A 20,698-nucleotide genomic window follows, 5' to 3' on the forward strand; every position below is an offset into this window, starting at 1 on the left:
ACGCTTAAGCGAAAAGCCACGATCCGGCGACACCCAATACCAACGCGGCATAGATTCCCGCTGCAATATCGTCAGCCATGGTACCGAGCCCGCCGAGCACCCGCTGGTCCAACATCTTAACCGGCCATGGCTTGGCAATATCAAAGATCCGGAACAAGACAAATCCGGCGGCGGCCAGCGCGAAAAACGAACCGGAAACCCACCCGAACACCACCGGAAGCATGGTGACCAGATAGCCGATGATCTCATCCCAGACCAAGCAGGAGGGATCATGGGCATTTAAGGTCTGTTCGGCGCGCGCGCAAATCACAACGCCGGCCAAAAAACCAAAAATCACCAGCCCCAGATAGGCCGGCCAGGGAAGGGAAAACACCATGGCATAAATCGGCAAAGCGACTAACGTGCCGAAGGTTCCCGGTGCCCTTGGCGCCAACCCCGAGCCGAACCCCGTCGCCAGCAGCAACCAGGGGTCACGAAACACCTCCGAGACAGACGGTCGCAAGCTATCGCCCACGCCGATCGAGCCCGAAATGCCGATAGCCACCTCGCGTACGCGGCTGATACTCCCGGCCATCGTTGTACAAACAGCGGACCACTGGATCGCGCTCGATCACACCGATCTGCGTGATATCGCAGCCCAACTCCGCGCCCAGGTTTTCGACAGTCCGATAGTGTTCGGGCGGAACGGTCAGACACAATTCGTAGTCATCGCCCCCACCCAGAGCAAGTTCGTAGGCCTCGTTTCCGTCAGCAAGCGCTTCGAAAGCTTCCGAGCGCGGCAACAACTCCACCCAAATGGCCGCCCCGACACCACTTTCGCGACACACATGGCCTAAATCGCCCAGCAGCCCGTCGGAGATATCGATGGCGGCACTGGCATATTGACGCAGAGTCAATGCCTGTCGCACCCGCGGCATGGGTGAATACAGTCGGGAGAGTAGTTGGGTACGATGATTCGGCGCACCGCGCGTGCGATCATCCAACAATTGCAAAGCCAAGGCCGCGTCTCCGAGCGTTCCGGTCACGAAAATGCAGTCTCCGGGGCGCGCGCCCGAGCGGCGGATGGCACCACCGGAAGGCACAAAGCCCCCTGCCGTCACACTCAAACTCATGCCCCCCCGGCTCATATCTCCGCCGATTAACTCAACGCCGAAGGTATCAGCCAGGGAAAGAAAACCGTCGGTAAAGCCATCCAACCATTGGGGATCGAGTTCGGGCAGCGTCAATGACAGCAAAACCCAAGCCGGATCGGCCGCCATCGCAGCCAAGTCACTCAGATTGACGGCCAAGGCCTTGTGCCCGATCTCGCGGGCCGCCATGCCCTGGGTAAAATGGACCCCTTCCACCAGGGTATCCATGGTCAGCACCAACTGATAACCGCTCGGAACTTTTACAACGGCGGCGTCATCACCGATGCCCACAATGACATCTTCGCGATGGGGGCGCCGGTCGCGAAAAAACTGATTGATGACGTCAAACTCAGTCGATACCGCTGAAATCTTTTTGGGCCGATCCGTGCTCACCTCAACTCCCGTTAGGGCTCTTTCGGGCGTTCTTCGGCAGGCGGCGCAGCCCGCTTTAGCTCAACCGGCCTTAGAATCCGTGCCACCCGGTCCAGAACACTGTTGACGAACGCATGACTGTTATCTCCGCCAAACAGCTTAGCCAGCTCCACCGCCTCGTTAATCACTACTCGATACGGCGTATCCGGGCACTGGGCGAGTTCGACCACCCCGATCAGCAGCAAAGCTTGCTCGACCGGGTCCACTTGGTTGAGAGGACGGTCCAACAAGGGTTGCAGCAACGCCTGCCATCGCGCATGGTCTTCGATGGCGCTCACCACCAGAACCGATAAGCGTTCGCGATCCACGGCATCCCGAGTCTGCTCGCTCTCCGGCAGTTGCGCCAAGATGACCCGCGGCTCGGCGTGATTCATTTGCCATTGGTAGAGCGCCTGCGCGGCGCACCGACGGGCGAGACTCCGTCCTCGACTGCGTCCAACTCGGGCCATATAGCTCAGGACTTCTTCAATGCGCGCAGCAGACTGACCATTTCCAGGGCCGTCTGAGCCGCTTCCGCGCCCTTGTTACCGGCTTTGGTTCCGGCCCGTTCGATGGCCTGCTCGATGGTATCTACCGTCAGGACACCAAAAGTCACGGGCACACCGCTACTGAGCGCAACCTGCCCGATACCTTTGACGCACTCCCCCGCTACGTACTCGAAATGCGGTGTACCACCGCGGATAACCGCACCCAATGCAATCACCGCATCGTACTGTCCACCCTCGACCACATGCTTGACCACCACGGGTAATTCAAAAGCACCGGGGGCTCGGATCAAATCGATATCGGATGCAGGGATACCGTGACGACACAGGAAATCAGTGGCGCCTCCGATGAGTTGCTGCACAATGAAGTCGTTAAATCGAGCAGCAACCACCGCGAATCGTCCGTCCACGGCCTGCAGTTGCCCCTCAATGGTTTTCATTTCCGCCATTCCCATTCTCTCTTGCTGTTTGCTTGCCCGACAAACCGGAGCCCGAGCGCTTAAGACGACACCGCCCCGCTGGCCGCCTTACTCCGAATCCACATACTCCACCACTTCCAGTCCGAACCCGGAAATGGCTTGCATCCGTTTGGGCGAACTGAGCACCCGCATTCGCCGAACCCCCAGATCTTTCAGGATCTGGGCGCCGATACCATGGGTCCGCAGCACACTACTGCCTTCACTGACGATCTCGCTCACGCCCCCCAAGCTCAACTTTTCAACCCGTTGGATCAGGCTGTGGGGCGTTTCCGGTTTGCGCAGCACGATGACCACACCGCTCTGTTCCTCGGCGATTCGACGCAAGGCCGCCGCCAACGGCCAACTCGATTCGGATTGGCGAATGCCGAGCAAATCCGTCAACGGATTTTCAACATGAACCCGAACCAACACCGGTTCGTCGGCATCGATAGGGCCTTTGACCAGCGCGAAATGCACTGCGCGATCCAGGACATCTTCGTAAGCGACCAAACGAAATTCGCCGTAGCTTGTCGACACTGGCACGTCGACCGCGCGCTCGACCGTTTTTTCGGTCTCCATCCGGTAGCGGATCAGATCCGCGACGGTGCCGATCTTCAGGCCATGTTTTTCCGCGAACTTTTCCAATCGCGGGCGACGGGCCATGGTGCCGTCTTCGTCGAGAATCTCGACGATCACGGCGGCCGGCTCAAGACCCGCGAGCCGGGCGAAATCGCAACCCGCCTCAGTATGCCCGGCCCGTGTCAACACGCCGCCGCGCTGCGCCATGAGGGGAAATACATGTCCCGGTGTCACCAAGTCTTCCGGCACGGCGTTGGGCCGCACCGCTGCTTGCACTGTCCGCGCACGATCGCCTGCGGAAATGCCGGTGGTCACGCCCTTGGCGGCCTCGATGGACACGGTGAAATTGGTCGCGTGCTTCTCGTCGGTATCGCTGACCATGAGCGGCAAGCGCAACTGACGACAGCGTTCCTGGGTCAAGGTCAAGCAAATCAACCCTCGACCATATCGGGCCATGAAATTGATATCTTCCGGTTGGCAATGGACGGCGGCCATGAGCAGATCGCCCTCGTTTTCACGATCTTCGTCATCCATGATGACCACCATGTGGCCACGACGAATCTCGTCGATGATTTCTTCGGTACGATTCAGTCCCATTGCCTTTCCTGTCAGGATCCGCCGTCATCGGTGCGGCCGACAAAACCAGAGCGCACCAAAGTTTCCAAACTCACGCCGGCGCGGTTAGCGCCCGCGTCACCAGCCAACAAACTTTCCAGGTAACGCGCCACCACGTCGGCCTCCAAATTGACGAGCCGACCCGGCGCATAATCCCCAATAATCGTGTGCTCCAGGGTATGGGGCACAATGTTGACATCGAATACCCGCCCTTCCACGCCGTTGACGGTCAAGCTGACACCGTCCACGCAGATCGATCCCTTGGGCGCGATGTAGCGCGTAAGCGCAGCAGGCGTTTCGATGACGAGCCGCCAGGAACGGCCGTCCTCATAGAATCGTTTGACCTCACCGATACCGTCGACATGGCCGCTGACCCAATGGCCGCCCAACCGATCCCCCACGCGAAGTGCGGGTTCCAGATTGACGCGACCACCCACCGCCAAACCACCAGTGGCAGTGCAATCGAGGGTCTCTTTGGACACGTCCGCCCAAAAACCGTCGGCAGTCAACTCGGTCGCGGTCAGGCAAACCCCATTGACGCTGATGCTCGCCCCGAGGGTGAGATCATCGCGCAATGGGCCAATTTGGTTTATTTGCAATCGCAGATCAACGCCTCGGGGTTCGGATGCGCCAATCACGCCAATGGCCTGAATCAATCCGGTAAACATTTAGAACCTCACCCCGTCTGCTGCGGCACGGCCGCCTCGCCGTAGTCCGGCCGCGCGCGCACCCGCCAGTCACGCCCCACGGCCCGGATATCCTCGATCACCAGTGGCACACGATCCGACATTTTCCCAACCGATGGCAGGTGAAAGGCGCCTAATCCGTTATCACCCATCAGATGGGGCGCAAAGTACATCACAATCTCATCTACCAAATGGGCCTCGATGAGGCTGCCCGCGAGGTGGGGGCCGGATTCAACCAGCACATCGTTGACTTCCCGAGCAGCCAAATCGGCCAAGACTGAATGGACATTCACCATCGAGCCAGGCTCTGTGACGCGCACGCTCGCCCCCGCCTCCTCGAGCGCACCTGCTCGCCCAGGTTCCGCCGAGGCGGTATAAATCAACGTCGACCCCGGCAGCGTCAGCATGCGCGCACGCGGAGAGATTCTCAGACGGCTGTCCAATACCACCCGAAGCGGTTGATGCCATGGCACCGGCTCTCCCAACGGCCCCACCAGCGGCTCACCCAGGCGCACATTCAACGAGGGGTCATCGCTGATCACGGTGCCGACCCCGGTCATGACTGCACCACTGGCCGCACGGAGCCGTTGCACGTCAGCTCGCGCCGACTCCCCGGTAATCCATCGGCTCTCGCCATCGGCCATAGCGGTTCGGCCATCCAAGCTGGAGGCAATTTTCACCGTAACCTTTGGCCGACCGCTTTCCATGCGGCGAATATAGCCGGCATTGAGCGCCATTGCCGCCGGTGCGGCAATGCCAATGGAAACGTCCACCTTGGCTTCGCGCAGCTGCGCGAAGCCTTGACCCGAAACCAGTGGGTTCGGGTCACGCATGGCCGCCACCACACGCTGCACACCCGCCTTGATCAGGGAGTCGGTACACGGCGCCGTGCGTCCGTGATGGCTGCACGGTTCAAGCGTAATATAGGCCGTAGCCCCCTTGGCCCGAGCACCCGCCTCCCGTAAGGCGTAAACTTCGGCGTGCGGTTGACCGGCCGCCATATGCCAACCGCGCCCCACGATTTCCTCACCGGCGACGATGATGCAACCGACACGGGGATTCGGTTGCGTGGTATAGCGTCCCCGTTCGGCGAGCTGAATCGCCTGAGCCATGTACGCGACGTCTCGCTGCTCGATCATGACGCCCTCGGCGTTGCGGTCACGGGCATTCATTTCCGCCCGCGCGAATCAGCGCTGTCGTCCGGCAACAAGGACAATTGCCCTTTGCCGTCATTTTCGGTCAAGCGTTGCAGACGATCGATCTCTTCGCGGAAAGCATTCACGTCCTGGAAACTGCGATAAACCGAGGCAAAACGTACGTACGCCACCTCATCCAAGCCTTGCAGTTCATTCATGACCCACTCACCGATTCGACGACCGTCGATTTCACGCTCGCCGCTGTCCCGGACCTTCCGCAGAATCCGGTGAATCGCCGCTTCTACCAATTCCATCGTAACCGGCCGTTTCTCTAAGGCACGCAACATCCCGTTGCACAGTTTGGACTCGTCGAACGGCTCACGACGTCCATCGCGCTTGATCACGCGAGGCATCACCAGTTGAGCCTGCTCGAAGGTGGTAAAACGCTCCTCACAGGCAGTACATTCCCGCCGACGCCGCACTTGGGCACCGTCACCGGCCAACCGGGAATCAATCACCCGGGTGTCGTCGGCTCCACAGAAGGGGCAACGCATCGATCATCTCAGACGGACGAACCGGATGCGTTGGCATAGACCGGAAATTGCCGGCATAGGGCAAGGACTTCCTGTTGCACCCGCTCGATGGTGGCGCGATCTTGCAAATTGTCCAGTATGTCACAGATCCATCCGCCCAGTTTGCGCGTCTCGGCCTCGGCAAACCCGCGAGTGGTAATGGCCGGCGTACCGATCCGGATGCCGCTGGTCACGAAGGGTGATTGGGGATCGTTGGGGACGGCGTTCTTGTTAACCGTGATATTGGCCTGACCCAGGGTGATCTCGGCATCCTTACCGGTTAGCCCTTTGTCGATGAGATCCACCAACATCAGGTGATTGTCCGTTCCCCCGGAGACAATGTTGTAACCCCGCTGAATCAGCACGTCGGCCAAACTCTTGGCGTTGGCGACCACCTGCTGCTGATAGGTCTTGAATTCAGGCTCCAAGGCTTCCTTGAAGGCCACCGCCTTGCCCGCGATCACGTGCATTAACGGCCCACCTTGATTACCCGGAAAAACGCTGGAATTGAGCTTTTTCTCGATACCGGGATTGGACCGCGCGACGATCAATCCACCTCGCGGCCCGCGTAAGGTTTTATGGGTCGTGGTGGTGACCACGTCGCAGTAAGGCACGGGATTGGGATACAAGCCCGCCACGACCAAACCGGCCACGTGGGCGATGTCTGCCACCAGATAGGCACCGACTTGATCCGCTATGGCGCGAAACCGCTCCCAGTCCAATACCCGTGAATACGCCGAGAAGCCGGCCATAATCAGCTTCGGGCGATGCTGCCGCGCCAGCGCCTCGATCTGCTCGTAATCCACTCGGGCATCAGATTCACGGATGCCGTACTGCACGGCATTGAACAACTTGCCGGAAAAATTCACCTTGGCGCCATGGGTCAAGTGCCCGCCTTCAGCCAAGCTCATACCCATGACGGTATCGCCCGGCTGCAACAGCGCCTGGTACACCGCGGCGTTGGCTTGCGACCCGGAGTGCGGCTGCACGTTGGCGTAATCGGCGCCGAACAGTTGCTTTGCCCGGTCGATGGCCAACTGTTCGACAATATCCACGTGCTCACAGCCGCCGTAGTAGCGTTTGCCCGGATAGCCTTCGGCGTACTTGTTGGTGAGCACCGAGCCTTGAGCCTGCAAGACCCGCGGACTGGCATAGTTTTCCGAGGCAATGAGTTCGATATGTTCTTCCTGACGCCGTTGTTCGGCGCCCATCGCAGCCCATAAATCACTATCGAAACCGGCAATCTGCATATCGTCGGTGAACATCGAGACTAGATACTCCGTCAACACAGGATGGCATCGCGCCCTAAAAGCCCTGGCCGAAACGAGCCCGGCATCGGCCTTCGCGGACGCGGAATTGGTCGGCGCATTGTACATGACAGAACGACGCAACCCCACCCACCGACAGGGATTTCTTCCTCCGTCTCAGACGCATACTGACAATCGGGCCGACCTCTCGGATAATGGCGACTTTTCGATTCACCATTCCGCGAGCTGAAGCATCACTATGGCCCAATACATCTACACGATGAACCGGGTAGGTAAAGTCGTACCCCCCAAGCGCGAAATTCTTCGAGATATCTCCCTGTCGTTTTTTCCGGGCGCCAAAATCGGCGTGCTGGGCTTAAACGGTTCTGGCAAATCCACCCTGCTGCGCATCATGGCGGGGGTCGATAAAGAGTTCGACGGCGAAGCGCGACCGCAACCCGGCATCAAAATCGGCTACCTGGCTCAGGAACCCGAATTGAATCCCGACAAAGATGTTCGCGGAAACGTTGAGGAAGGCGTGGGCGAGCTCAAAGCGCTGGTAGACCGTTTCAACGAAATCAGCATGAAGTTCGCCGAGCCCATGGGCGACGATGAAATGAACGCCCTGCTGGAAGAGCAGGCCAAGTTACAAGACGCCATCGACTCCGCCGGCGCCTGGGAACTGGACCGGATGCTGGAGGTCGCCGCCGACGCCTTGCGTCTTCCACCCTGGGATGCCGATGTCACCAAGCTCTCGGGCGGCGAGAAGCGCCGGGTGGCGCTGTGCCGGTTGCTGCTCTCGCACCCCGACATGCTGCTTTTGGACGAACCCACCAACCATTTGGACGCCGAATCGGTGGCTTGGCTGGAACGTTTTCTCCATGAGTACAAAGGTACGGTCATCGCGGTCACCCACGATCGCTACTTCCTGGACAATGTCGCAGGCTGGATACTGGAGCTAGACCGGGGTCACGGCATCCCCTGGGAAGGTAACTATTCCTCCTGGCTGGACCAAAAAGAGCGCCGACTGGCTCAGGAGGAACGTCAGGAAAGTGCGCGTCGGAAAGCGCTGCAAGAGGAACTGGAATGGGTCCGCAGCAACCCGAAGGGCCGGACGGCCAAAAGCAAAGCCCGACTCGCCCGTTTCGAAGAGTTGTCCTCGCAAGATTTCCAGAAGCGAAACGAAACCCAGGAACTCTACATTCCCCCGGGACCTCGCCTGGGTGACTTGGTCATCGAGGCCGACTCTGTAAAAAAAGGTTTCGGCGATCGCTTACTTTTCGAAAATCTGTGTTTCCGGCTGCCTCCCGGCGGCATTGTCGGCATCATCGGCCCCAACGGTGCCGGCAAGACCACCTTGTTTCGCTTGATGGCTGGCCAGGAGCAGCCGGATGCGGGCACTGTGCGAGTCGGCGAGACGGTCGAGCTGGCCTATGTCGATCAAAGCCGGCAAAGCCTGGACGACAGCAAAAACGTCTGGGAGGAAATCTCCGACGGACAGGACATCATCCGGGTCGGCAACTATGAGGTACCGTCCCGCGCCTATGTCGGCCGGTTTAATTTCAAAGGCTCTGACCAGCAAAAGCGGATCGGTCAGCTCTCCGGCGGAGAACGCAACCGGGTCCACTTGGCCAAGGTGCTGCGCAGCGGCGGCAACGTGCTACTGCTGGACGAACCCACCAACGATCTGGACGTAGAAACCTTGCGGGCACTGGAAGAAGCCTTGCTGGCATTTCCCGGCTGTGCGGTGGTCATCTCACACGATCGCTGGTTTCTCGACCGGATTGCCACCCATATTCTAGCTTTCGAGGGCGACAGCGAGGTGGTGTGGTTCGAAGGCAACTACGCCGACTACGAGGCGGACCGAAAACGGCGTTTGGGTGAAGACGCCGCACAGCCACACCGCATCAAGTACAAACGGCTTAACGCGTGACCGACAACCGACCGGAAACGAACGGCGACCTGAACGCCTTGGTCAATCGTCTCCACGCACTGTTGGACCGTGCCGAGGCGCTGCTACCACCGGCGTCGGCGCCGGTCGATTTTCGCACGGACCTCGCCTGCCGGTGGCGACGCGGGCCGCGGAGCAAAGGGTATCTTCAGCCCATCGCTCATCCGCACCGCGTTCAACTGGATGAGCTACATGGAATCGACCGTCAAAAGCGCCGGCTTTGCCGAAACACGCTACAGTTTCTGGAACGGCGACCGGCCAATAACGCCCTACTTTGGGGTTCGCGAGGAACCGGCAAATCCTCCTTGGTCAAAGCGCTGTTGACCGCCTACGGTGATCGGGGACTGCGTTTGGTTGAAGTCGCCAAAACTGATCTACCAGACCTCCCGGACATCGTCGGCGAGTTGGACGGTCGAGCGGAACGTTTCATTCTATTCTGCGACGATTTGTCATTCGCAGCCGAGGAGTCGGGCTATCAGACACTCAAAGGCTTACTGGAGGGCTCGGTGGATGCGCCGCCGGAGAACGTGCTCATTTATGCCACATCCAATCGCCGACACCTGATGCCCGAGTACCTGAGTGAAAACCAGCAAACCCGCCTGATAGAGGGAGAAATCCATCACGGCGATAGCGTGGAAGAGAAAATCTCGCTTTCCGAACGATTCGGCTTGTGGCTATCGTTTCATCCCTTTGATCAGGACCAGTATCTCACCATTGTCCGGCACGCACTCACTGGGCTCGACGCGGGAGTGGACTTCAACTCCGCTGCCCGCCAAGCCGCACTGGCCTGGGCGCTGGAGCGCGGCTCCCGAAGTGGGCGGGTCGCATGGCAATTCGCACGCGACTGGACCGGTCAGACGAACAACACCCACGCGCAGGACTAACCGCGCCATCCTGCGTTGGCCCACCCTTGCCTTCGCTCCCCAACCGCCAGCGCCCCCTCAACGGGATTCGGCCCGACATGGATCAAGAACCCACATCGTTGACCCTGATACCGTTGAAACATGGTCTTAGGTCGCGCTGATTAGCGACACCTCGCTTGGCTCTCTCACAACGTGGAGATTCCGAAATGACATACGCCTACAAATCTATTGCTCTGGCTCTCGGCCTGGCGCTTGCTCCCATGGCAGCCCACGCAGAATTGCAGCCGATGAAAGACAGCGCCCTGCGCGCCGTCAGCGGCCAAGCCATCAGTCAATACTTCTCGCTCACCGGCATCGACAACGCGACAGACGCGTGGTCGGCTCGGTTGCTGGAAAAAGCGGACAGTGCCAGATCGCTTGGGCTGATCCGTGTGGCCCATTTATTGACGAGAAAGGCCAATTATCTGAACTCGGTGGGCCAATGCAATCTAACCCGAGTATGTGACCCACAATCCCGCCAAAGCGCTGGAGCGGGTGCCGGGCTGCGCCGAGGTGCACCCAACTAAACACGCGCACATCACATCGCGGAAGCGCCGGGGGAGTCAACGCTGACTCCCCCGTCTCGTTTATAGACCGATGGGTTCCCAGAATTGTGAAAAATTCACAATTGCCACCTCCACGGCGACTCGGCACACTTGAGGCGTCAAGCATCCCCGCGCCAAGAATTGATCCTCGAAAGTAATATTCTCCGGAGCCCGTCAAATGAAAACATCATCGAAGACCTTGATGATCATCGCCGCCACGATGATGGTACCGATGACTGCGGCTGGAAAATTGCAGCCGATGAACGACGCCGAGTTGCGGGCCGTAGCCGGGCAGGGTACATATATGGATGCGCTGCTGAGGCCAATCGACACGATGACGGACTCGATAGCCGTCGTAGTGGCCGAGCCAAGCCAACGCACCAATGATACCGGCACCTCAAGACTCGCGAATACGCTGGACCAGATGGGGGAAAGCCCGGATACGCCATCGACGGATCTGCCCCCTCTCCCTTCGTCCATCAAGGGACTACAAGGCCCGGTCATCTATATCGACGTTCTCGGTTAGTTTCAGCCGGTAAAGCCCATCATCATCGAACCCTATCGCCCGACCTGAGGCGAAAGGTGCTCTTTGTCCGCCACCCTTCGTTTTCGTAATCCAACCTGGGTTCACCAAAGCGAGATTGCGAACCTTCCACATGATTGCCAGACTTAATAGTGCTTGTCACGCTGTGGCGAGCGGTTGCTTATTAGCAAAACCCTTAGGAGAAAATGACATGAAAAAACTGACTAGAGTCGTAACGTTAATGGCCGGCATGGGACTGGCGCCCTTGGCCGCCCATGCCGAACTGGCACCCATGACCGACGCCGAACTACAGGCGGTATCCGGTCAAGGCGTCTATTTTCAAATGCTGCTGACGGGAGTCGATGACGCCACCGACAATCTGGCCGGAATCTTGGAAAACTGGGCCGACCAGGCGCAATATGAGCGCGTAGGAAACGCGTTCGGTGGCGCAGCGGCAATCTTGGATACCATCGGCGAGTGCAACATCCCTCGCCTGTGTGCCCCGAAATAGGAAATCTGCGAGACCAACTTTGCGCGTTCTTAACGTAAGGTTTCCGATAGAGAAACATACCCAGGAACGCGATTGATCTCTTAAGGGGGGAATCAGGGGAGCCTTTTGGCTCCCCTTCTTTTTGGGCAACCGGGCGGTCAGAAGACCAAAACTCAGGGTCCACTATGGCTCAAAGCGGCCTTGGACAACATCCGGATACGGGCCAGACAGGCCGTATGAGCGCTCTCATCGGGCGATGAGTCGCGGGCCATCTCGGAGAGCGCCTTCTCTGCGGCGTCAAGCCATTTCCGATCCCCCCCATTCTGGCTCGAGCCTTCACCCACCGGCGTACACAACTGGCGGACGGAGAAGCCCTGCCGGCTTAGGGCCAGAACAGACGCCGGCGCGCGCGGCAAAGCGCGCGCCACCGCCCGCTCTAAGGCTTGCCCATGAACAACGGAAAGCATCGGGCGCAGCTGCGCAGCGGCGCCAAGCCACGCCAACTCACCGCTTTCCACCCCCTGAAGGAACTGATGCCAGTAATGGCCATCGTCGGCCAGGAGTTCGTCTATCACCCGGGAAGCCCTCACTTCCTCGATGGCCGCCAGAAGCACCTCCGGCGACAAGCTCTCAGGCGGTGTGGGACGAAGCACGGAAGCCAGCAGCGAAAGCATCAGCAGCGGAACGAACAAGGTAAACCAACGGCGAAGATCCATATCGACCAAATCGGCCAACCTGCGGCGAATCTGAATTCGATCAAACGACCTCGGCTGGCGCTCCCCGGTAACCTGAGACTCGCTGCTTCAACACTGTCCCGCGGGCGAGTCGAACCATCTGGATATCGACGACCCGATATCAGGCGGTCTCCGGATCAGCGGGTTGCATCTCGCCGCTTGCGGGATAAATCGCATTAAACGCCCGATAAGTGGCGCAGGAGATCAACGGCAGTAAAATCAATAGCCCCAGACCTAACGGGATAATGGCCACCACAGTCAACCCGACACCCACCAAGGTGAAAACCAACAGCGCCGGTATGTTCTTAAGACAACCGCTGAAACTGGATCGAAGCGCCGCGATGGGCTCAACACCGCGCAAAGTCACCAACGGAATGCCGAACATCATGCCCATGGATAACGCGATCTGTAATGTCAGGATGATCCCGATGGCGAGAAAAGCCGTCACCCCCAGACCGGCCCCCAGGCCCATATGCGGCGGTTGTCCGGAAGCCAAGCCCAACGCCGCAACCGAACTGCCGATAAAAACCGCCGCCACAAGCATGACGACCAATGCCACGCCGAAAGTGACCGCCCCCAAGGTCAGCAACGGGTTTAATTTCTCGCGGTCTTGAAAACATGAAAACAGCTTTGACAGCTCCAGCTCGCCACCCCGCTCAGCCGTATCGATCGCCAAGTACAAACCGCCGACGAGAACCGGACTGATCAGAGCTAATGCCAACCCGCCGATATAGGGAATCGCACTGGCGACAACCCAGATCACGATGAGCACCAGAATCAACACGATCCACATCCCCGGGTTTTTGACGAACATTCCCCACCCTTGTTTGATCCACGTCCACCCGTCGCTCGCCGGTACGCTGATTGGTTCCATAGTTATGACCTCCGAACAATGTATATGAGTCTGACAATTCGGTCCGACTGTCACGCCAACAGGCGCCCGGTCGAACACTCAAACCGGCTGAGCCACCACGAGGGAGAAGTATCGATTGGTCGGCTCGGCATGATGCACAACAGACAACCCCGCACTTGTGAGCAAACTGGTCAGGGTTTGGGGGGTGAATTTCCGGCTGATTTCGGTTCGGAGCCGCTCCCCGGCATTAAACTGAATTTCCAGATCCAAGGCGCCAAAACGGACCGTCTGCGGCACATCACAAACCAGATACATTTCCACTTGGCCCCGCTCTGCAACGAATTGCGCGCGGTGACGGAAAGCATCCACGTCGAAATTCGCATCCAACTCCCGATTCAATACCCGCAGCACGTTGGTATTAAACTCGGCCGTCACCCCGGCTGCATCGTTGTAAGCGGCGTTGAGTACATCATGGTCCTTCACCCGATCGACGCCCAACAACAGCGTATCACCGTCACGCATCAAGCCCCGCAGTTCCGTCAAAAATTCAACGGACTCGGACTCGGTGAAATTACCCAGCGTACCACCCAAAAAAACGAACAGCCGTCGACCCTCGATGGGCGGCAATCCGTCCAGGCCGGCGTGGTAATCCCCAACCAAAGGATTAACCGCCATCGCGGGATATTCCTGCCGCAGCGACTCGGCGACGGAGACCAACAACGGCTCACAGACATCGAAGGGCCAATAGCTGACCCGGTGGCCTATCGCGGAGGCGGCATTGAACAAGTGCCGGGTTTTGCGGGCGGTTCCACTGCCCAACTCAACGATGTGATCCGGCTGAGCCAGACGAATGATGTCTTCCGCATCGGCCGCCAGCAAGGCGTCTTCGGTGCGAGTGGGGTAGTACTCCGGCGTGTCGCAGATCCGGTCGAAAAGCTGAGATCCGCGTTCGTCGTAAAAATACTTGGGTGGAAGGGTGCGAGGCGGGTCACACAAGCCGGATTTCACATCTTCTTCCAGCGTGGGGACCGCCCGGGAGGCCGGTACCACGTAGCACTGGATCGGGAGGGATTTTCTGATGGCCACACCCTTGTTCACAGTCTCACTCCGCGTTGCGACAATGCCATGCTAGGCTAGCATCAAACCTTGACATGAACCATCGCACATACTGAAGGCAGCGGCATCGTGTGTCGAATCGCGGCTTACCTCGGCGAGGATGTGGATCTTGCCACCTTCCTGCTCCGTCCGCCTCATAGTCTGTATCGCCAATCGTGGGATGCGCGGGAGTTGACGGAGGCCCGCGTCAATGCCGACGGTTTCGGCATCGGTTGGTACGCACCGGACCGCCAAGCGGCAACATACATCAACACCAGCCCCATCTGGAGCGATCCCAACCTCGACAGCCTCGGCCGAACCTTGTCCAGCGGATGCTGGTTAGGCAACGTCCGCAGTGCCACCCCGGGCTTGGGCGTCAGTTTAGCCAACACTCAGCCTTTTCATGGCGCTAACTGGCTCTTCACCCACAACGGCTTCGTCGAAGACTTTGCCCAAGCGCTGCGACCACGGCTCAGCCGGGAGCTCGCCGACGACATCCACGCCGAAATCAAGGGCACGACCGACTCCGAATATCTGTTCGCACTGATCCGCCAGCGGATGCGGGAAAACCCCCATGCCGATCCGGCCGACGTAATGTTTCTCGCGGTCGAGGCGTTGGACCGTTGGATGGGGCAAAACCGCTGCCTATTGAATTGGATACTGACCGACGGCCAACGCGTGTTTGCGCTGCGCGATGCCGTCGGTGCCGAAGCGCCCAGCCTGTATTTTTGCACCGATAGCGAAACCACCCCCAACGGCCAATGGATCGCCTCGGAGCCGCTGGATGACAGTGAATTCTGGCGCCCCATTCCGCAAGGTGCCTTGCTGATACTCGACCATGACCAACCACCGGAGCTGCGAGCGCGATGATCGGTCGGGCTGCAACCGCCCTCCAAGCCGGGGATCTGGACCGCTTTGCCGCGCTGCAGCGCCTCACCCTGACTCTGGCAGGACGATTGGACGACAAAAACGCGCGTATTCAACACCACAGCGAGCTCAGCCCCTTGGCCTGGCACCTCGGGCACACCGTCTGTGTGGAAGTTCACTGGCTGGCCGAGCAGGTTTGCGGTGAAAAGATCCTCTCGGAAACCGAGAATACGGTGTACTTCCCGGAGAATCTCACCAAGCCGCTACGCGCCGAGCGCCTCCCGCCCTTGGAGGCGCTACAGTTTTGGGCCGAACGACACCAAGCGGCCAACTTGGCGCGCTGGCAAACCGCCCCTGCCGATCATCCCCTGATGAAGGACGGCTACTTGCTGCATTTCCTCATCCAGCATTACGCCCAACATTTGGAGATCATGCACATGATCTTGCAGTGCGCGGCGCTGGCGGGGGCGAGCGGGAACGCAGTCGAAGCGCGCCCCCCCCTGATGGCCACCCGGCCGAGCAACCGCTGGGCCGCACACCCGGGCGGGCCTGTGCGCTGCGGCGACAGCGACAACCCGGCACCCTACGACAACGAACAACCGGCCACGGATACGGATCTAGCGCCGTTTTTGATTTCGCCGCATCCGGTCACCAATGGTGAATTTTTGGCGTTCATGGAGTCGGGCGGCTATGCAGATGATCGCTGGTGGGATGAGGCCGGGCTGCATTGGCGGGCGCAAAACCAGCCGGAACATCCGTTTCACTGGCGCCTTGGCCCGAACGGCTGGATCGCCGTCAGCGCCACGGGCCCGGAACCACTGCCGGCCCATGCGGCGGTCTACGGCGTCAACCGCTTCGAAGCGGCGGCCTACGCCCGTTGGGTTGGCGCCCGCCTGCCCCACGAGCACGAATGGGAAAGCGCCTTCCGAGCCGGGCTGATTCAGCGCACCGGCGAGGCCTGGGAGTGGTGCGACAATGCATTCTTTCCCTACCCCGGCTACCGTGCCTACCCCTACGAGGGCTACTCCAAACCGTGGTTCGACGGCGCGCATTTCACGCTCAAAGGCGGCAGTCCGTTTACCCAACCGGAAATCCACCGCCCCGGCTTTCGCAATTTCTACGGCGCCGACAAACGGCATATTTTCGCCGGGCTTCGGCTGGCCCGATCGGCAGTATAATCATCTGATGCCCAATCATTCCGAACCCAACACGCAACGCCTTGGTACCGGCATGCTCATCGTCGCCGCCGTGCTGATTTTGGGCCTGTTCACGCTGGTCTTCGACCGGCTCATCGACCAGCAGGCCAATCCCAATCAAACCTTGACCGCCACGATCTCCGGCGATGGTTACCGGGAGGTCACTTTGGGGCGCAACCGGGGCGGCCATTACGTCGCCAGCGGCACCATCAACGGCAGCCCGGTCACCTTTCTGCTCGATACCGGCGCGACCACGGTGACCGTTTCCGCCGACTTGGCGGGTCGGCTCGGGCTGCCGCGCGGTGGCGAAATCCTGACACAAACAGCGAATGGTCAGATCGTCACTTACGCCACACGGCTCGACTCGGTCAATTTGGGCGGCCTACAACGCCGCGACGTCGCCGCCACCATCAACCCGCAAATGCGCGGCAACGATGTTCTGCTGGGCATGAGCTTTCTCGGTCAGCTGGAGTTCAACCAACGTGGCGACACGCTGACCTTACGCCAATGGATGAACTGAATTGATGAAACCCCAACCACCCACACCAGAACTCATTGCACAGCAAGTGGCCACGGCGCTATCGGAAGATATCGGCGCGGGAGACGCCACGGCGGCGCTGATACCGGCCGATACACATGCCCAGGCAGGCATCCTCTGCCGTGAACCGGCCGTACTCTGTGGGCAACCGTGGTTGGACGAGGTTTTTCGTCAGCTCTCCCCGGATATCCAAATACGCTGGCTGGCGGAAGACGGCGATCGGTTGAATGTCGACCAGCCGGTTTGCGTACTCGACGGGCCCGCCCGCGCCCTGCTGACGGGAGAGCGCACGGCGTTGAACTTTCTGCAAACCCTCTCGGGCACGGCCACGATCGCCCGCCGGTATGTGCTGGCCGTGTCGGGCACGCGCGCCAAGATCATGGACACGCGGAAAACCCTACCGGGGCTGCGGATTGCGCAAAAATACGCGGTCCGGTGTGGAGGCGCCTACAACCAGCGAACCGGGCTCTACGACGGCATCCTCATCAAGGAGAACCACATTACCGCGGCGGGTTCCATCCGGGCCGCGGTGGACAGTGCCCGCACAACCGCCCCCGATCTTCCCCTGCAAGTAGAGGTGGAAAACCTCGGCGAACTGGAACAAGCGCTGGCCGTTGGCGTGCGGCTGATTCTATTGGACAACTTCACCCCGGCGATGATGCGCGAAGCGGTGGCGCTCAACGCCGCCAAGGCGCAACCGGCGGAGCTGGAAGCATCCGGCAACATGACCTTGGAGTCGATTCGACCGGTTGCAGAGACGGGGGTGGACCGAATCTCCATCGGCGGGCTGACCAAGCACGTTCAGGCCATCGATTTCTCGCTGCGCTTCCGATGAACAAACGCCGCGGCGACACCCATGCCCGAAAGCGCATCGAACAAACCCGCTGGTGAATATTCGCCATCCGGTTGACTCGACGGGTGGCAAGCTTAGTCCGGCTGATCCATCATAGGCTCGCGATTCGCGTAGAAATAACACCAAGGAGCTTGGTCATGGAACGAACCACCGTCACCTTCACCGCACTACTGGTCGTCGCCTTGTGCGTGGGGTGTGGGAGCGTACACGCCGGAAAAACCACCCGGCTGCACCCGCTGAAACAATACCGGATTGAATACCAGCAAAGCGGAACCATGTCCGGAACCGTGATCCAGGCCTGCCGCAATTGGTGTAACGAACAGGTGGAGATCACCGACGCCACCATGTCCATGATGGGCATCACGCAAAAAACCAAAACCCGCACCGTGACCGTGAGAGATAAGGTCTACTCGGTGGATCTGACCACCGGGCGGGCCACCGTCACCAAAAACCCCATGTACGAAAGGATCGCCCAGCAGATGCGAGAGGCCGGCGACGATCCCGAGAAAGTCACCCAGTCCTGGCTTGACGCGATGGGCTTCAAAAGCACCGGCAAAACGCGAAATATCGCCGGTGAGACCTGCACCGACTACACCGGAATGAATGGTATGGCCACCAGTTGCCTGACCAAAGATGGCCTAATGCTTCGAATGGAAACCATGGGGCTGGTACAGGTGGCCACCGCCGTAAACCGCAAAAGCGGCGGTGAGGATGCCGATTACGCCCTTCCCGAAAATCCCCAAGAGCTCCAGGTGCCCCAGTTCGGCCTACCCGGCGCGCAATAAAAACGCCAGCGACGAATCCGAAGCCACCCGGCGCCCCGTCATGGCGCGGGACGAGGCCCTTATGGGGGAAGGACCATGAAACGACTGCGCGCGCTCGCCAACCCGGATTCCATTCGGATCATCGTGGGCTGCTTTTTGCTTGCACTGACAACCACCGCCAGTTCTGCTCAGACCAAAGACCTGATTTTGATTCTGGACGGATCGGGCTCCATGTGGGGTCAGATCAACGGTGTGAACAAAATCGTGATCGCCCGCGAGGTGTTGGGCCAGTTGATTGCCGATCTGCCGGAGGACGGCCAAACCGGCCTGATCGCTTACGGTCATCGGCGGGAGGGTGATTGCAGCGATATCGAAACGCTCATTCCCGTCTCACCCACCGACAAATCACGGCTCACGGCATCGATCAACGCCGTCAATCCCAAAGGCAAAACCCCCATCACCCAATCGATCCGGCAAGCGGTCGATCTCACCCGGCAACGGGACACCCCCACCAGCATCATTCTGATCAGCGACGGCTTGGAGACCTGTCACGCCGACCCCTGCCAGGCGGTGGCGGATGCCAAAGCAAGTGGGGCACCGTTTGTCCTCCACGTGGTCGGATTCGACCTCGGGAAAGAGAATGCTGCGTCGTTGGAATGCGTCGCACAACAAGGCGACGGCCGCTACTTCGATGCACAAAACGCCGATGAGCTCGCCGCTGCCCTGCAACAGGCGGTCGAACTGCCGACTGAGGTAACCGGCGGCGTATTCTCGCTCAAGGCCATCGCGAACGGCGAACTGGCCGATGCCATGGTGCGAGTCATCGACCCCGCCACCCAAGCGATTGTCGCCGAAGGCCGCACCTATGTGAGCCCGCAAACCAACCCACGCCAGTTGCGCCTGCCGGCGGGCACGTATCGCGTCGACGTCAAAGCCTTGAGAATGCAGGGTGATATCTGGCGCCAGTTCGAAAATGTCGCCATCCTCGATCACGAAATCACCGAAAAAGCCGTCGATTTCAGCACCGGCACATTGAGCGTGAAAGTACTCATCAACGGTCAGCTCGGCGATGCCGCCGTGAAGGTCACCAACGCCGGTGGCCGGCAAACCGTGGCCCAAGGGCGCACCTACATCGGTGATGGCAGCAATCCTCAGCGCTTTGAATTGACGCCGGGACGGTACGATTTAGTCGTGAAACCCATCAGCTTCGCCGGCGGGCAAGAAAAGCGCTTTGACGGACTGGAAATCAAGGCGGGCGAAAACATCGAACGGCTCGCGGAGTACGGAACCGGCAAACTGTCAGTGAAGGTGACCGCCAACGGCGAACTCGCCGACGCCACCGTCACCGCCTATGACCGCGCAAGCGGCAAAGCCGTGGATCAAAGTCGCTCATACACATCGAGCAAGCATAATCCTGTCATTTTCGAGCTCCCGGCGGGTTCTTACGATTTGGCAATCAAAGCCGTCAAGGTCAATGGCGATACCGGACACCGCATCGACAACGTCAGTGTTGCTGTGGGCGAAAAGGCCGAGCACGGCCACGACTATCAAACCGGCACGCTGCAAGTGGAGGTAACCCACGCCGGCGAACCCACCGATGCCATCCTGACGATTATCGAGCGCACGCGTGGCGAATCGGTGGCGGCAGGACGCAGTTACGGCAGACCCAAATCGTTCGCTTTACTGGTGGGCGAATACATCATCAAAGCCAGGGCGGTCAAAAAACCCGGGGCTCAGGCAGTGGAAGTGCCGGTCACCGTGGAACAGGCGCAAACCACCCAAAACCGAATCGCGCTCCCGGCTGCGCCTTAAAACCTGGAGCAAAACGGATTAACGCGGGCTCCAGAGGAGCTCCAGGGTTTGGCTGTCCGGGTGGTATTGGTAGACGTTGATGCCCGATCCGTATTCCTGGCCGGTCACCAGGAGGCCCGCCGCCGGGGCGGTGTCGAAGGCGGCGTTGCGGGCGTAACGGTCCACGCTGGGACGGGGCCTTTCCCCCAGCGGGATGTATTTGATCAACTGCGGCCGATCGACGTGGTAGAGCAGG

General features: G+C 59.7%; 24 protein-coding genes. 11 read left to right on the plus strand and 13 right to left on the minus strand.

The window, feature by feature from the left end:
* Window positions 1-4: 4 nt before the first annotated feature.
* The 9 genes from SVU69_09040 to glyA all read right to left on the minus strand — a co-directional run bounded on the left by SVU69_09040 (window position 5) and on the right by glyA (window position 7,358).
* On the minus strand, window positions 5-544 hold the full coding sequence (locus SVU69_09040; protein MDY6943144.1) for a phosphatidylglycerophosphatase A: 540 nt from the start codon (window positions 542-544) through the stop codon (window positions 5-7).
* Window positions 504-1,523 carry a thiamine-phosphate kinase gene (gene thiL, locus SVU69_09045; GenBank protein MDY6943145.1) on the minus strand — a complete coding sequence of 340 codons (1,020 nt, stop codon included), beginning with the start codon at window positions 1,521-1,523 and terminating at the stop codon, window positions 504-506. Before thiL ends, SVU69_09040 begins: the two co-directional genes overlap by 41 nt.
* A gap of 11 nt (window positions 1,524-1,534) precedes the next feature.
* Window positions 1,535-2,011 (minus strand): transcription antitermination factor NusB, encoded by a 477-nt coding sequence (gene nusB, locus SVU69_09050; protein ID MDY6943146.1) that lies wholly within the window; start codon window positions 2,009-2,011, stop codon window positions 1,535-1,537.
* Between the two features lie 5 nt (window positions 2,012-2,016).
* The gene (gene ribE / locus SVU69_09055; protein ID MDY6943147.1) at window positions 2,017-2,487 is read right to left on the minus strand and encodes a 6,7-dimethyl-8-ribityllumazine synthase; all 471 of its coding nucleotides are present in this window, start codon (window positions 2,485-2,487) and stop codon (window positions 2,017-2,019) included.
* 87 nt (window positions 2,488-2,574) lie between these two features.
* Window positions 2,575-3,681, minus strand: a complete 1,107-nt coding sequence (gene ribBA, locus SVU69_09060) for a bifunctional 3,4-dihydroxy-2-butanone-4-phosphate synthase/GTP cyclohydrolase II (protein MDY6943148.1) — start codon at window positions 3,679-3,681, stop codon at window positions 2,575-2,577.
* Window positions 3,682-3,692: 11 nt separating this feature from the next.
* Window positions 3,693-4,367, minus strand: a complete 675-nt coding sequence (locus tag SVU69_09065; protein MDY6943149.1) for a riboflavin synthase — start codon at window positions 4,365-4,367, stop codon at window positions 3,693-3,695.
* Between the two features lie 8 nt (window positions 4,368-4,375).
* Window positions 4,376-5,557: a bifunctional diaminohydroxyphosphoribosylaminopyrimidine deaminase/5-amino-6-(5-phosphoribosylamino)uracil reductase RibD gene (gene ribD, locus SVU69_09070; protein ID MDY6943150.1), complete on the minus strand. Its 1,182-nt coding sequence runs from the start codon at window positions 5,555-5,557 to the stop codon at window positions 4,376-4,378.
* Complete coding sequence (nrdR, locus tag SVU69_09075) at window positions 5,554-6,075, minus strand: transcriptional regulator NrdR (protein ID MDY6943151.1); 522 nt, start codon at window positions 6,073-6,075, stop codon at window positions 5,554-5,556. Before nrdR ends, ribD begins: the two co-directional genes overlap by 4 nt.
* An 8-nt stretch (window positions 6,076-6,083) precedes the next feature.
* Window positions 6,084-7,358, minus strand: coding sequence for a serine hydroxymethyltransferase (glyA, locus tag SVU69_09080; GenBank protein MDY6943152.1), 1,275 nt, complete (start codon window positions 7,356-7,358; stop codon window positions 6,084-6,086).
* A gap of 241 nt (window positions 7,359-7,599) precedes the next feature.
* Here glyA and ettA point away from each other — a divergent pair, with 241 nt between their 5' ends.
* The 5 genes from ettA (at window position 7,600) to SVU69_09105 (ending at window position 11,772) form a co-directional block, all read left to right on the plus strand.
* On the plus strand, window positions 7,600-9,273 hold the full coding sequence (gene ettA / locus SVU69_09085; GenBank protein MDY6943153.1) for an energy-dependent translational throttle protein EttA: 1,674 nt from the start codon (window positions 7,600-7,602) through the stop codon (window positions 9,271-9,273).
* Window positions 9,270-10,175, plus strand: coding sequence for an ATP-binding protein (locus SVU69_09090; GenBank protein ID MDY6943154.1), 906 nt, complete (start codon window positions 9,270-9,272; stop codon window positions 10,173-10,175). Before ettA ends, SVU69_09090 begins: the two co-directional genes overlap by 4 nt.
* A 185-nt stretch (window positions 10,176-10,360) precedes the next feature.
* Window positions 10,361-10,720 (plus strand): hypothetical protein, encoded by a 360-nt coding sequence (locus SVU69_09095; protein MDY6943155.1) that lies wholly within the window; start codon window positions 10,361-10,363, stop codon window positions 10,718-10,720.
* Between the two features lie 196 nt (window positions 10,721-10,916).
* A complete protein-coding gene (locus SVU69_09100; protein MDY6943156.1) occupies window positions 10,917-11,264 on the plus strand; it encodes a hypothetical protein in 348 nt (115 codons plus the stop codon).
* A 208-nt stretch (window positions 11,265-11,472) separates the two neighbouring features.
* Window positions 11,473-11,772 (plus strand): hypothetical protein, encoded by a 300-nt coding sequence (locus SVU69_09105; protein ID MDY6943157.1) that lies wholly within the window; start codon window positions 11,473-11,475, stop codon window positions 11,770-11,772.
* Window positions 11,773-11,924: 152 nt separating this feature from the next.
* Here the strand turns inward: SVU69_09105 and SVU69_09110 are convergent, their stop codons facing one another.
* From SVU69_09110 to egtD, 3 genes are all read right to left on the minus strand, one after another.
* Window positions 11,925-12,467 carry a hypothetical protein gene (locus SVU69_09110; GenBank protein ID MDY6943158.1) on the minus strand — a complete coding sequence of 181 codons (543 nt, stop codon included), beginning with the start codon at window positions 12,465-12,467 and terminating at the stop codon, window positions 11,925-11,927.
* A 139-nt stretch (window positions 12,468-12,606) separates the two neighbouring features.
* The gene (locus SVU69_09115; GenBank protein MDY6943159.1) at window positions 12,607-13,359 is read right to left on the minus strand and encodes a BPSS1780 family membrane protein; all 753 of its coding nucleotides are present in this window, start codon (window positions 13,357-13,359) and stop codon (window positions 12,607-12,609) included.
* A gap of 78 nt (window positions 13,360-13,437) precedes the next feature.
* Window positions 13,438-14,436, minus strand: coding sequence for an L-histidine N(alpha)-methyltransferase (gene egtD, locus SVU69_09120; GenBank protein ID MDY6943160.1), 999 nt, complete (start codon window positions 14,434-14,436; stop codon window positions 13,438-13,440).
* An 87-nt stretch (window positions 14,437-14,523) separates the two neighbouring features.
* Here egtD and egtC point away from each other — a divergent pair, with 87 nt between their 5' ends.
* The 6 genes from egtC to SVU69_09150 all read left to right on the plus strand — a co-directional run bounded on the left by egtC (window position 14,524) and on the right by SVU69_09150 (window position 20,463).
* Window positions 14,524-15,303: an ergothioneine biosynthesis protein EgtC gene (egtC, locus tag SVU69_09125; GenBank protein ID MDY6943161.1), complete on the plus strand. Its 780-nt coding sequence runs from the start codon at window positions 14,524-14,526 to the stop codon at window positions 15,301-15,303.
* Window positions 15,300-16,478 carry an SUMF1/EgtB/PvdO family nonheme iron enzyme gene (locus SVU69_09130; GenBank protein MDY6943162.1) on the plus strand — a complete coding sequence of 393 codons (1,179 nt, stop codon included), beginning with the start codon at window positions 15,300-15,302 and terminating at the stop codon, window positions 16,476-16,478. The genes egtC and SVU69_09130 overlap by 4 nt, the downstream gene beginning before the upstream one ends.
* A 7-nt stretch (window positions 16,479-16,485) precedes the next feature.
* The gene (locus SVU69_09135; protein ID MDY6943163.1) at window positions 16,486-17,016 is read left to right on the plus strand and encodes a TIGR02281 family clan AA aspartic protease; all 531 of its coding nucleotides are present in this window, start codon (window positions 16,486-16,488) and stop codon (window positions 17,014-17,016) included.
* 4 nt (window positions 17,017-17,020) lie between these two features.
* Complete coding sequence (gene nadC, locus SVU69_09140; GenBank protein MDY6943164.1) at window positions 17,021-17,869, plus strand: carboxylating nicotinate-nucleotide diphosphorylase; 849 nt, start codon at window positions 17,021-17,023, stop codon at window positions 17,867-17,869.
* A 155-nt stretch (window positions 17,870-18,024) separates the two neighbouring features.
* The gene (locus SVU69_09145; protein ID MDY6943165.1) at window positions 18,025-18,672 is read left to right on the plus strand and encodes a hypothetical protein; all 648 of its coding nucleotides are present in this window, start codon (window positions 18,025-18,027) and stop codon (window positions 18,670-18,672) included.
* A gap of 75 nt (window positions 18,673-18,747) precedes the next feature.
* Entirely contained in the window at window positions 18,748-20,463 is a 1,716-nt protein-coding gene (locus SVU69_09150; protein MDY6943166.1) for a VWA domain-containing protein, read from the plus strand.
* Window positions 20,464-20,481: 18 nt separating this feature from the next.
* Here the strand turns inward: SVU69_09150 and SVU69_09155 are convergent.
* Window positions 20,482-20,698, minus strand: a 217-nt coding sequence (locus tag SVU69_09155) for a WD40 repeat domain-containing protein (protein MDY6943167.1), incomplete at its 5' end; no start/stop codon positions are given.

The organism is Pseudomonadota bacterium (assembly GCA_034189865.1).
In the GTDB taxonomy this organism is placed as follows: Bacteria; Pseudomonadota; Gammaproteobacteria; order UBA5335; family UBA5335; genus JAXHTV01.